This window comes from Dyadobacter sp. CY312 (genome assembly GCF_021390535.1).
Classification (GTDB): domain Bacteria; phylum Bacteroidota; class Bacteroidia; order Cytophagales; family Spirosomataceae; genus Dyadobacter.
Genome location: NZ_JAJUXG010000007.1, coordinates 183,400 through 195,802 on the forward strand (window position 1 = coordinate 183,400; position 12,403 = coordinate 195,802).

Below are 12,403 nucleotides of genomic sequence, written 5' to 3' on the forward strand. Positions count from 1 at the left end.
GAGGCTAGTAGCTAAGTGCCAACAGCTAATTGCTGAAATATGAAATACTACCTCATTGCCGGCGAGCGTTCCGGAGATCTTCATGGAGCAAATTTGCTAAAAGGTATTAAGGAAAACGATCCGGATGCGGTCTTCCGTGGGTGGGGTGGAGACATGATGCAGGCAGAAGGAATGGAGCTGGTAACACATTACAAAGACACTGCCTTCATGGGGTTTCTGGAAGTGGCGCTCAATCTGCATAAGATTTCAGGATTTTTGAAAAAGTGTAAAAGTGATATTCTTGAATACCAGCCGGATGTCATCATTCTGATAGATTACCCTGGTTTTAATCTTCGTATTGCATCTTTTGCCAAAAAGAAAGGTCTGAAAGTTTTCTATTACATATCACCCAAGGTGTGGGCCTGGAACCAGAAAAGAGCCTTGAAAATTAAGGAGAATGTAGACCGCATGTTCGTAATCTTTCCTTTTGAAATTGATTTTTACAAAAAGTACGATTACAACGTCGACTATGTCGGAAACCCTTTGATGGATGCTATTGCGGCATTCAAACCGGATCCTGAATTCAAAAAGAAGAATAATCTGTTGACCGATAAACCCGTCATTGCCTTGCTGCCCGGCAGCCGGAAACAGGAAATTATTGGAATGCTGGATCTGATGCTTGCCGTGCAGCCTCATTTTTCGGCTCATCAGTTTGTGATAGCAGGAGTAAAAAATTTGCCTGCTTCCTTGTACAACAAATATGTTACAGCGGGCAAAGCTGTAATCGTTTATGAATCTACTTATGATCTTTTGTCCATTGCCGATGCTGCATTGGTTACGTCAGGGACAGCAACCCTCGAAACCGCGCTGTTGAATGTGCCTGAAGTAGTCTGTTACAAAACCAGTGGCTTCTCTTATGCCATTGCAAAACGGTTGATCCGGGTTCGTTTCATCTCTCTGGTGAATTTAATTATGGACAAAGAAGTGGTGCGTGAGCTGATACAGGACGAATTAAATGAAAAAAATATCAGAGAGGAACTGGCTTCTATTCTTCCCGGCGGCCCGAAAAGGTCTGTTCAACTGAGTGATTATGCCAAATTACAAGAGCTCGTAGGAAGGGAAGGAGCCTCGGAAAGAGCTGGGGGGCTGATGGTTTCGTATCTGAAAGAGAGCAGGGGAGATAAAAGTGTAAATCGGCTCTAGCTTAGAAACCAAGGGGAACTATTTGATTGTAAAATAGGCTATAAATTTTTTCCATGATTTCGATTGATTTAGGTTAGAGTGTTTTGTGATTAAGATCGAATCTTCCTTCCGTAATATGAACTGATTCTCCGGTAGCAGATGTAGCCGTGAACTCAAAAGTGCCAGAAAGAATTCCAGAAGAAATGTTTGATTTAGAGATCGTTATTGATCCAGTGTGTTCTTTGGATGTAATGTAATTCTTATGTTTAAAGGAATAAAAGCCATAGTTTTTAGGGTAAAACGAAGATCCTGTAACTTGTGTATCATCATCTAACATGTGGACACCAACATCAAACGTTCTAAGAAACAACTGCACCTGTTCACCAGAAGAGGAATTGGTCTCAATGTTTACATAAATAGTATCAATCAATGAATTATAGTAATATACCCCATAGATAGGTTTGATATTAACAAAAATATCTCCCGTTCCATCCGGTATCCACACCTTCCCATTCACCTTGCAGGAGAAAGTATTCTTTCCCTCCTGGGAAATGGGTGTAAGTTCAGGGCCTTTGTCGCAGCCCCAAAAGAGGATCAGAACTGCTAACGCTGTGATGTATAGGTTTACATTTTTCATTGGTTTTGTTGTTTTGGATGAAAAACATTCGTTTTAAAATTTGCTTGTTCTACGGCGGTTTCATACGGTAGTTGATTTAGTTCAATGGTTTTTTAAACATAAGCAAGTTAGCACTGTCCTGCGGTGTTGTATCTTGTCGTAGGACAAGATTTTAGGTTGTTCTACGACAATATTTTGACTTGTTGCAGAATAACAAAATTTCGTAAATTGCTAATGGTTAGTAATTTACTTCATCAGCAAAATGAAAAACAATAAAACTGTTCAGGAGCTTTATCAGGTAATTCGTGAATTGGATTCGTTTTCAACCATAGGGATCAAACCACGGCTTTTCCCTAGGGAAAAATATCATTAAGTGAAAGAGTCCACCTCACTTTTCGTCGTGTACCTGATCGTTATACCGCTACATTTCTGGGAACCACTGAGCCTACATTTTGTAAATGTTTGAAAAAGGTATTGATGGAGAAGCAATGATTATTTAGAGAGAATCCATTCGCCCTTATTTGAAAATTGGGCGGTTTCTGTCCAGTGTTTGTAGCGTTAATATTAAGGCGTTGCAAACGCTGATCCATTCAACCTCGATTGTAAATCGCGTTTAGCGGGTTAACCCGTACTGGTTGCCTATCTTGTTGTTCAAGAGAGACGTTAAGCGAGCTGAATTTTGAATCTGGTCTGCCTCAACCTCAAAGTCGTGGCGAGGCAGGGGACACTAAAAAACAAAAACCCCACAAATAAATGATTTGCAGGGTTTTGCTAACTTCTATCCCAACTACAATTAATGAACTTTCACGATTTTACTGATGACAGACTCACCATTTTTCAGCCTGAACTGCAACAGATATTGTCCCTCGGGATACGTTTTCATATCAAGCTTGTTTGTTTTTAAAACACTGGTGAATATCACTTTTCCAGAGGGATCGACAGCCCGCATATCCACCACCTGGCTCCAATCCGGAAACGAAATAGTCACTTCATCGACAACCGGGTTGGGATAAACGACAAGCAGTTTTTTCATTGAAAAATGAACGTTTTCGATACGGCTGTACTCATTGTCCCCGTTCAGGTCGATTTGTTTTAACCGGTAGTAATTAAGACCGGCGATCGGGTTGTTATCCCTGAAATTGTAATGTAGCACACCCGCACTATTGCCTTCACTGCCAGCAGAAGCAACAAATCCGATGGTATTCCAGTGCGTTGCATCCGACGCGGCCTCCACTTCGAAACCGGCAGATCCGCTTTCACTGGCAGTAGTCCACGACAAGGTTATGGCGTCGCTATCCTGCGCCGCATCAAACCGGACCAGCCGGACTGGGAGCGGATCGGGAACTTCCCCCGACAATTGGAGCTGGTCGATATAGAATACTTGCCCTACCGCGCTGCTGCCATTTTGGATGGTAATTCTTTGGGCCAAATCCGCCATAGTCCGGGCGTTTTCTGAGCCAATGCGGGCGGCGGAGTTCAGCGCTAATTCCGACCACGGTATCACCACTTTTGTCCATACATTCAAAGGCACTTCGATCTGCTTCACGCTGCTGGCAGGCACGCCGTCACCCGTACTTTCTGTATAAACACGCAGTTTGATGGTAGTACCTTCCGACGCCGTTTCTCCGAACACCCAGAATGAAATTCCACCTTTGTAGCTGCTGATATCAAGAGCCGAACTGTTGTAAAAACTAAGTGCTCCCCAGGTTTCGGTGGACGTCACCTTCAGCGAATTAGCTCCCACCTTCACCTGAGTGGTGCTGCTTGCCTCCTGCGTTACCGCATAAGACCAGTTCTGCCATCCTGTTTGGAGCGCATCTGCATATATTATCTTGTCGGGATTCACCGTAATCGGAGGGATTTCAGCCAGTAATTTGATACCATCGAAGTTCACATCAACCCCTCCTGCGCCTCCCGTTTCCCGAAATAACACCGATTTAACCTGACCAGGGTTACCCAGATCCGCCCATGGGATCTTGAAGTAGGTCCACGCTCCGGCCGTAACCGAGATGGGTTTGGGAGTACTTTCCACATCGGAGGCATTGGTAGTCAGTACACTCAATTGTACTGCGCTGCTGCCCTCGGCGTAGGCCCAAAAACCAATACCTTCCGGATAAGTTATTGTCGATTGTGCATCGGCGGCATTAGTTGCAGCCAATCTGAAACCCTGCCACGCGCCGGTATAGCTTACCTTATATGCTTTGGTGCCCACCTTGACGGGAGCAGTACTTGCTGCATCCTTCACGCCGGCCCAGGAATTCCAGTCGTTCCATCCCGCGAGGATTGCTTCATCGTATAAAACCAGGTCCGGCGTTGCGGCATTGCTTGTTGTGACTGCCAACGATACGCTGAAATCAGAGGTGTTCCCGGCGGCATCTTTCGCTTTCACAGTCAGATTGTAAATGGTATTGCCCGAAAGCCCGGATACGGCATAGTTAGTAGCAGCCGTTTCAGCAATTTTCACCCCGTTTCTGTAAACATTGTACCCGGTGACACCAACGTTATCGGTTGAACCGGCCCAGGATAATACAAAACTCGTCTGCGTTATGCTCGCTGCCGATAGGTTTACGGGCGTAGAAGGAGCCTCGCTGTCGCCACCTGTTTGCGCAACTGTAGTCGTCGCGTAAACCACACCGCGGCAATTGGTGGCCAGATAAACCCTGCCGTACGTATTGGGATCGCCCGTGATATCATTGATACCGCCATACTGATGATCGGAATCGTTGATACGCACCCAGGATGCACCCATGTTGGTGGAGCGGTAAAACCCGTAAACTCCTCCCCAAAAACCTGCGATGTAAACCGCGGGATGGTTGCTGCCGTTGGGCGCTTTGCCGAAACCAACCTTGGAAGCACTGTTTATACCGGCTACTTGTGTATAGTTCGCGCCGCCATCTGTGGAATAATATAATCCGACCGTGTTGCAAATCCAGAGCTCTCCCTCGATGCCTGGTACCGCTTTGATGCCTGTTTTCCATAATTCCCAGCTGAATGCAGTGGGAAGCCCGGAGGAGGCCACTGAGAAAGTTGCCCCGCTGTCTGTACTGCGGTAAATTTTTCCTTCACCGGCATCGTAACCGTAAAACGTAGCGGGGTTCACACGGTCGGCCACAGGCTTGATACCTGCCGGAAGTCCCGACACAGCAGTCCAGGAAGTTCCGTTATTGGTGGAGTAGAATGCAGCAGCATTAGCAGGCTGCCAAACCAGCGTATTGCCGTCGGAAGAGATCGCTATGTTCCCAGCACCCGTTGTTCCTGCGGGGAAGCCGCCGAATGCGGTCCAGTTTACTCCACCATCGTTTGAATAAGCGCCGTAATTGCCTGAAACATTGGTATGGACCCGTACCATTTTACCGGCAACATTCTCGGCGTATGCAATGGACGTATTGGTGCCATAATGTGGAGACAGTCGTCCGGAGGTCGGGGACTCGTCCAGGTTGGTTTCATGCCGGAAACCGTCAATATCACCTATCGCGCTCACGAGCAGCGGACCGGAAGCCGGACTTGCCAGTTCAAGCACAACGGTTTCTTCGATACCCTTCACCTTGAAATCCCATGTGGGGACAGCGGCTGCGACATTACCCGAATTGAAAACACCATACCCTGTAATAAACCACGCATTGTTTTCATTGAAAGGGTCTATGTCCACATCACCGATCCAGTGAGGAGTGGAAGCTGCGCCAAAAGGTGCATCCGTATAGGTGTATCCGGCGCCGTTCAGGCGTGTTTGCCAGGTTGCACCGCCATCGGTACTCCTGTAAATTTCGTCTCGGGGAGCCCATCTGTCGAGGGTACTAACCACAAGCACATCCGGATTACCCGCAGAAACGCTGATTCCGCCGTAGCCACCCTGATCTGTATGCGGGCTCGGCGTAATTTCCGTCCAGGTACCTGATCCTGTGGCATATTTTAAAACTGCGCCGGCCGTAGCCCCATTTGGACCGGCTCCATTCGCGTAAGCAATGTATAAAGTGCCATTGGAAGCCAGTGTGGCATGATGAGGCATGTACTCCGTAGTAGCCCCTGCAACGAGCGACCAGCTTTCGCCGCCGTCGGTTGAGCGGTAAAGATTAGGACTGCCGGTAACTGCTACGCCGACATAAATGGTCTGGCTGGCTGAGCCTGCACTGCCACTGGTTTTATCAAAAAGCACAAACGAAATTCCACCGGATGCGATGGCAGAGGAAGTCACCGGGAAGCTGTTGACTTTGGTCCAGGTGGAACCGGAATTTACGCTTTTCCATAACCCGTCGGTACTGGATCCAAGAAACAACGTACTGCCCAGGTTAGGGTCCACCTGCAACCGTTCCCCCATAGTGCGTCCGTTTTCGTTACCTCCGATTTTGATACCTAGCGGACTTCGCGTCCAGGTGTTTCCCTTATCAGACGAAGCGTAAACGGCCCCCGTACCGCCCCATGATTGTGTGTATAGACCCGTTAAGATGTACACTTTATTGGCATCGCCTGGATCAGGCGCGATGCTCAATACGCCCATATCGTCGGCCGTATTGTTTCCCATAAAATCCGTAATAGGTATCCATTCCTGCGAGGCCTGGTTCCAGCGGTATGCGCCGCCCACGTCGGTCCGGGCATAAACCAGGTTTTGCTCTGCCGGACTATACTCAACGCCCGATACCAATCCACCAGCGCCCATGCGCACATTTTTGAACGTATGAACTTCGGAAGTCTGTGAAAAACCCGGACCAAAAGTCCAGAAAATCAGCATTAAACTCAGGACAAAAGACCGGTGGTTGAGCCCGTCAAATGATAGGAATGTCTGTCTGGTAATCGTTTTTTTCATAAGTAAATTTCATTTATACACTTAAACAATTGCAGGAATTTCCCTGGATAATGATATGCGTAGGCTAATATCTTTCTTTTATCCAAAAATTTCTTGGACAAATTTAGAATCAATCAGTATGGCAGAGGGGTACCTTTTGTATCTTTTTAGGGGTTCAAAAGTTTCCTGTTGAATGAAATTTGTTAATTGTGACACTTTTTACAGCTTTATCAGTTCCTGACCGGCGCCATACAGTGAGCACTCGTCCGGCGTGCGCAGGCTGCGGGCGAATAAGCTACCATTGACGATTTTATAAATGATTGATTAATAATAAATAATATAGTGTATCGGATTTCGACTCCGCTCCTGACAAGCATTTTGGGCGTCATCGCACCGGCGACCCGGTTATATTGTTTTTATGAAATAAAATTAGTCCTCATACAGACGTTTGTGGCGGCTTGATTTGGAAGCTACAACGAAATACCATTCAGCTACCATGTTCTTTCGTCCGCCATTGCAATTAGCCTGACTATGGGAATCTTCTTCACGTTTCGATGCAAATGCCCTCTTCTGTTGGGCTTGAGACCTTGGAAAGTACCTGGGCTTATGCCATCTCATTCCAGCAATATTGTTTAATAAGAGATTATAACAGTACGACTGCCAGCCTTATGATCTCACTTTTTGAAAATTATCTGATCCATACTCAAAAGAGAATTGAACTCTTCAGGTATAATTCTGTGGAAGACCGTATAGATCATTATTTGAAAGAGTCCACCTCACTTTTCGTCGTGTACCTGATCGTTATACCGCTACATTTCTGGGAACCACTGAGCCCAATGTTTGAAAAAGGTGTTGATGGAAAGAAAATGATGTTCAGGTGGGGTATTCTCAGGCATCAATTAGTAGGAAGGGAAGGAGCCTCTGAAAGAGCCGGGCGGCTTATGGTTTCGTATCTGAAATAAGTTGGAACTGAGCTGACAACTTTCTCCATTTCGAAAGCCAGTTTGAGTAGAGGACAGGCAGATTTGATATCTCCGATATGCGACAATCAGTCAAAAAATCAAACTAGAATATTCTGTAAATTATAGAGATTATTCTATATAGGTGTTATTTGATGAAAATTGTTATATTTTTGAGATCTATAATTCCGGGAAACATCCAATTAATTTGGATACTCTGGTAATCCTGCATTCGATACCGAGATATCAATTATGCTCAAAATGTTATTGGTTGGTGATAAACATGATGTTTATGACAGAATTGTCCTGATTTTAAAGGAAAATAGTTTTCAGGACTTTACCGTAGTCCAGGTGGAAAACGGACAGGACGCGCTGGAAAAGCTTGCAGCCGGATTTGACTTTTTGCTGCTCGACCTGGAAGTATCCGATACCAAAACACTCGCTTTTGTGCTTCATGTACGGAAAAATTATCCTGATTTACAGTTGATTACTTTCTCATTTAATATGGAATATGCTATTGTGAGGCGGTATCTTACCAGTGGTGTAAAAGGGTATTGCCTTTTGGAACAGGACAATTATCAGGAGATGATACAAGCCATCCGACGAACTCAGGCCGGGAAAGTATATATTAGTCCGGTAATGTTGGAATACGTAGCTAGTGAGGCACTCTATTCTCGTAAAAATGACCGTTTGCATACGCTGGATACACAAGAATTCGATATTTTGATGCACCTCAGAAAGGGAAAGTCTTTCGAGGTAATCGCGGCCATTTTTGACGTACACATCTCGACTATTTCGTTTCACAAATCCAGAATACTTGACAAATTGAGGATCAGCTCCATATCAGAATTCGAAAACATACTGAAAGTAGAATGCATTCTCTAATTCCGCATTCTTACCAGTTTCTCATATTCCAACACCGTAATCAGGCTGCCCTTCATATCCACGAGCTTTTTGTCTTTGAAATCTGACAAAGTCCGTATCACGGTTTCTGTCGCTGTCCCTACCATAGATGCTATATCTTCCCGGGTTATTGACATGGAAAAAGGTTTGGATCTGTCGTCCTGATAGCGTTGTACAAGCATCACCAAAGCCTGAGCGACCCGTTTTCGAACCGAATTGTAGGCAAGTTGAAGAAGGCGCTCTTCCCGATCTTTAATTTCGTTACTCAGCATTTTAATGAATTTGGAAGCCACCTCGCGGTTACCCTGTAAAAGATTGAAAAAATCATCTTTGGGTATCATGGCAACTTCCGATTTTTCGAGCGATATGGCCGTTTCCTGGTACGCTTCGCCTTGTAACAGATCCAGATATCCGAAAAAATCTCCCTCCTTGTATAGGTCTGTGATATACTCTTTTCCGTTGTCGTTTGATTTGTAGGCTTTTACTTTTCCGCTTTGCAGGAAAAATACATTGGATGGATAACTTCCTTCGGTATATATAGTCTCCTTTTTACGAAGGGTTTTAATCTTCTTGTCTTCGGCAAGTTTGGCGATAAGATCGAAAGACTTTGCCTCCTTAATAAACTGATCGAGGCCATCCGCAGAACGATCGAAATGACGTTTCAGTCGCTCACTCTTTTTGAGCCTTATCTCAACTGCGTTCAGAAGTTCTACATCATCGTAAGGTTTTGTCAGGTAGTCGTCTGCACCCATGGTCATTCCTTTTCTATAATCGTCTTTTTCGGCTTTTGCTGTTAGGAAAACGAAAGGAATATTGGATGTTTTTTCATCTTTTCCCAACATATGCAATACACCATAACCATCCAGTTCCGGCATCATGATATCGCAGATGATCAGGTCGGGCTCTGACTGGCCGGCAAGTAGAACGCCTTCTTTACCATTCCGGGCTGTAACTACTTCATAATTGGCCAGTTCCAGAATTTCCGCTGTATTCTCCCGCATTTCCGGGTTATCTTCAATCAAAAGTATTTTCTTGGTTTCCAATGTGTTATCTGTTATGATGTCGTTAGTGTAGATACTTTTTTTAAATATCAGTCATTCTTAATATGTTCCGGAAGGTGATTGGGCAAAACGATGGAAAAAGTACTGCCCACGCCGACTTCACTGGTAAACGACACCTTGCCGCCCATCAGGTCAATGTAATTTTGCACGATATTGAGTCCCAGCCCTGTACCCTGCGCATTTCCTGCATTGTGTGCTCTGAAAAAGCGCTCAAATATATGCGCCTGATCCGCACCGGGAATTCCGATCCCTTCATCCCGAATCTCTATGGCTACTAATTCCTGATCCGATGTAATATTGAAATGGATTGATTTTCCGGCATCGGAATATTTGATGGCATTGGAAAGCAGGTTAAAAAGTACGTTACGCAAAAGTTGCTTATCGAGCCACACATCAGATATACCTGTGTATTGAAATTTGATTTGCTGGCCTTCTTTGCACAACCCTTTTATCTCTTCTATCAAGCCCGAACTGAATTCTTCCAGTTCCACCGAAACAGGAATGCTTTGTACACGACCTTCTTCCAGTTTACCAATGGAAAGGAAATCGTTGAGAATCTCGGTGAGGTTGGTAACGGCGGACTTAATGCGGAGCACATGTTTCTGCCGTTTTTCCTCTTCCTCTGTTTTGGCATATCTGCCTATCAGTGACGCTGATGATAAAATTGTAGCCAATGGCGTTCGGAATTCGTGAGATGCTATGGTTACAAACTGGCTTTTCATGTTGTTCAGCTCACGCTCCTTTTTCAATGCTCGTATCACTTCCTCCTGCGATTCTTCCACTTTGCGTACCGCCGCTGCCAATTCCTGGGTACGCAAATTTACACGTTCTTCCAATTCGGCATTCAGTTTTTGAATTTCAAGATTTGCCTCTATTATGCGATTCTCCTGTTTCTTCCGCTCTGTGATGTCTATGACAAAACTTACAACAAATTCGCCATCACTGGTTTTGAAAGGACTCAGACTTACCTCAACCGGAAATTCACTCCCGTCATAGCGCCTGGCAAAAAGATCCATAAGGTGTCCCATACCACGCGCTCTTGGAGCTTCAAGGTATTCGTCACGATACGAAACATGATGTTTGCTAAACCGTTGCGGTATCAGTGTTTCAATTTTTTTACCAACCAATTCCATGTCGCTGTACCCGAATAGTTCTCGTGCCTTCGGATTCATCATTACTATCTCCCCGCCTTTATTCACCACAACAATTCCTTCCGTTGCGTGTTTGAAGAGGGCATCTAGCATTTCAATATGCCGTGTCATCACCTTTGTATGTATTAAAATATCTTCATCGAACATACAAGGTACAGGAGATAGGTGAGGAGAACAAGGTTTAGAATGGTACTGGAAGTTGGATTTGTTTGTAACTAATTGATTGTTAAGATGAAACCGTCGTCAGGTTTTCTACTATGTATTTTGTTCTAAGTGTTTGAGCGAAATTAGTTTCGGTTATTTTTTAAAACCAATTGAAATACAAGTCTTTAAATAGCTAATCGCTAAAAGCTGATTGCCAGTAGCTGCTTATATTAAACGGTTTGGCTAAACAATGCCGACTGTGGAACGCTTTCCCATAACCTTGCATCGAAAGCCATACACACATTTCGAACAAATGCTTTTCCGCCTTCCGTTATGCGTAAGTGGTACGGCTCAATAATAATGAGTTCATCCGCTTCCATTTCTGACAAACGCTCCACTGCTTTGTAAACTTCCTCACACACGTCGTCTTTGGATGTCCAGGTTGTTTCAAACTGGGTCATCAATCGTAGAATGTGCCGGCGAATGATGAGGTCGTCGGCTGTAAGCTCATGCCCTCGAATGATCGGCAATTGACCTGCATTGATCCTTTTGTAGTAATCTTCTACTTTCTTCTCGTTTTGAACGTAACCATTCCAGCTATCGCTGATAGAAGATGCGCCAAGACCGATGAGTAATTGCGTGCGCGTATCGGTGTAGCCCATAAAGTTCCTGTGCAGGCGTTGTTCGGTTTGCGCTTTGTACAGTTCATCGGTTTCCAGTGCGAAATGATCCATACCAATATCCTTGTATCCGGCAAGTTCCAATGCGTTACGACCAGTTTCATAAATCGCCATTTTTTTGTCGGCATCCGGCAAGTCCATTTCCGTGAAATTTCTTTGCCCTGGTTTTATCCTTGGAACATGGGCATAACTGTAAAATGCAATGCGATCCGGTTTCAGTTTGATGACCTTAAACATGGTCTCCATCATGTAACAGGTTTTTTGCTGAGGAAGCCCGTATACGATGTCATAGTTGACAGAAGTGTAGCCAATTTCTCTTGCCTTACGGGTTAAATGCGCTACTTGCTCGTAGGTCTGATGTCTGTTAATAATCGCAAGTACAATCGGGTTAAAATCCTGAACACCGATACTGATTCTTCTGAAACCTACATTGTAAAGCGCTTGCAGATGTTCATCGGTCGTATTGCCCGGATGGGCTTCAAAACCAAATTGTACATTGGGATGAATCCCTGCATTTTTGGTCAGTCCGTTAATGAGTTTTGTCAGGTTCTCAGGACTGAAAAATGTGGGTGTGCCACCTCCCAGGTGTATTTCTCTGATAATGGGTTTTTCATTCCCGAATATGGAGAAATACATTTCCCATTCTTTCAAAACTGCATTGATATATTTTGTTTCAACCGCGTGGTTGATCGTAATTCTGGTATTGCAGCCGCAGTAAGTGCAAAGACTTTCACAAAATGGCAGGTGAACATACAGGCTGATTCCCTCTTTCTGATTAGAAACTGTAAATGCTTTTTTTGCAAGATTACTCCAACTTTCCTGGGTCGGTGGTGTTTTTTGCCAATATGGAACGGTGGGATAGCTCGTGTAGCGGGGACCCGGTGTATTGTATTTGAACAGCAAATCCTTATCCATGAGAAGAATCGTTTTGATGTATGATTGAGTGGA

At 44.7% G+C, this 12,403-nt stretch carries 8 protein-coding genes; 3 read left to right on the forward strand and 5 right to left on the reverse strand.

Annotated elements, in window-relative coordinates:
* Positions 1 to 39 precede the first annotated feature (39 nt).
* Positions 40 to 1,182, forward strand: coding sequence for a lipid-A-disaccharide synthase (gene lpxB / locus LZG71_RS10515; protein WP_233820182.1), 1,143 nt, complete (start codon positions 40 to 42; stop codon positions 1,180 to 1,182).
* Positions 1,183 to 1,255: 73 nt separating this feature from the next.
* Here the strand turns inward: lpxB and LZG71_RS10520 are convergent, their stop codons facing one another.
* Positions 1,256 to 1,798 (reverse strand): DUF6252 family protein, encoded by a 543-nt coding sequence (locus LZG71_RS10520; RefSeq protein WP_233820184.1) that lies wholly within the window; start codon positions 1,796 to 1,798, stop codon positions 1,256 to 1,258.
* Between the two features lie 772 nt (positions 1,799 to 2,570).
* Positions 2,571 to 6,578, reverse strand: coding sequence for a fibronectin type III domain-containing protein (locus LZG71_RS10525; protein WP_233820189.1), 4,008 nt, complete (start codon positions 6,576 to 6,578; stop codon positions 2,571 to 2,573).
* A gap of 539 nt (positions 6,579 to 7,117) precedes the next feature.
* Between LZG71_RS10525 and LZG71_RS10530 the strand changes: the two genes are divergently transcribed.
* Together LZG71_RS10530 and LZG71_RS10535 are read left to right on the forward strand one after the other, a co-directional pair.
* Positions 7,118 to 7,519, forward strand: a complete 402-nt coding sequence (locus LZG71_RS10530) for a hypothetical protein (RefSeq protein WP_233820190.1) — start codon at positions 7,118 to 7,120, stop codon at positions 7,517 to 7,519.
* A 249-nt stretch (positions 7,520 to 7,768) separates the two neighbouring features.
* A complete protein-coding gene (locus LZG71_RS10535) occupies positions 7,769 to 8,401 on the forward strand; it encodes a response regulator transcription factor (protein ID WP_233820191.1) in 633 nt (210 codons plus the stop codon).
* Here LZG71_RS10535 and LZG71_RS10540 read toward each other — a convergent pair.
* The 3 genes from LZG71_RS10540 to hemN all read right to left on the reverse strand — a co-directional run bounded on the left by LZG71_RS10540 (position 8,398) and on the right by hemN (position 12,370).
* Entirely contained in the window at positions 8,398 to 9,462 is a 1,065-nt protein-coding gene (locus LZG71_RS10540) for a response regulator (RefSeq protein ID WP_255712879.1), read from the reverse strand. The genes LZG71_RS10535 and LZG71_RS10540 overlap by 4 nt on opposite strands.
* A 47-nt stretch (positions 9,463 to 9,509) precedes the next feature.
* Positions 9,510 to 10,742, reverse strand: a complete 1,233-nt coding sequence (locus LZG71_RS10545; protein WP_233820193.1) for a PAS domain-containing sensor histidine kinase — start codon at positions 10,740 to 10,742, stop codon at positions 9,510 to 9,512.
* Positions 10,743 to 11,005: 263 nt separating this feature from the next.
* Positions 11,006 to 12,370 (reverse strand): oxygen-independent coproporphyrinogen III oxidase, encoded by a 1,365-nt coding sequence (gene hemN / locus LZG71_RS10550; RefSeq protein WP_233820195.1) that lies wholly within the window; start codon positions 12,368 to 12,370, stop codon positions 11,006 to 11,008.
* Between the last annotated feature and the right edge of the window lie 33 nt (positions 12,371 to 12,403).

What these genes read in the sequence shown, in the direction of transcription:
- LZG71_RS10530 (WP_233820190.1), top strand. Translation starts at nt 7,118, where the DNA reads ATGCCCTCTTCTGTTGGGCTTGAGACCTTGGAAAGTACCTGGGCTTAT.
- hemN (WP_233820195.1), bottom strand. Translation starts at nt 12,370, where the DNA reads ATGGATAAGGATTTGCTGTTCAAATACAATACACCGGGTCCCCGCTAC.
- LZG71_RS10545 (WP_233820193.1), bottom strand. Translation starts at nt 10,742, where the DNA reads ATGACACGGCATATTGAAATGCTAGATGCCCTCTTCAAACACGCAACG.
- LZG71_RS10520 (WP_233820184.1), bottom strand. Translation starts at nt 1,798, where the DNA reads ATGAAAAATGTAAACCTATACATCACAGCGTTAGCAGTTCTGATCCTC.
- lpxB (WP_233820182.1), top strand. Translation starts at nt 40, where the DNA reads ATGAAATACTACCTCATTGCCGGCGAGCGTTCCGGAGATCTTCATGGA.
- LZG71_RS10525 (WP_233820189.1), bottom strand. Translation starts at nt 6,578, where the DNA reads ATGAAAAAAACGATTACCAGACAGACATTCCTATCATTTGACGGGCTC.
- LZG71_RS10535 (WP_233820191.1), top strand. Translation starts at nt 7,769, where the DNA reads ATGCTCAAAATGTTATTGGTTGGTGATAAACATGATGTTTATGACAGA.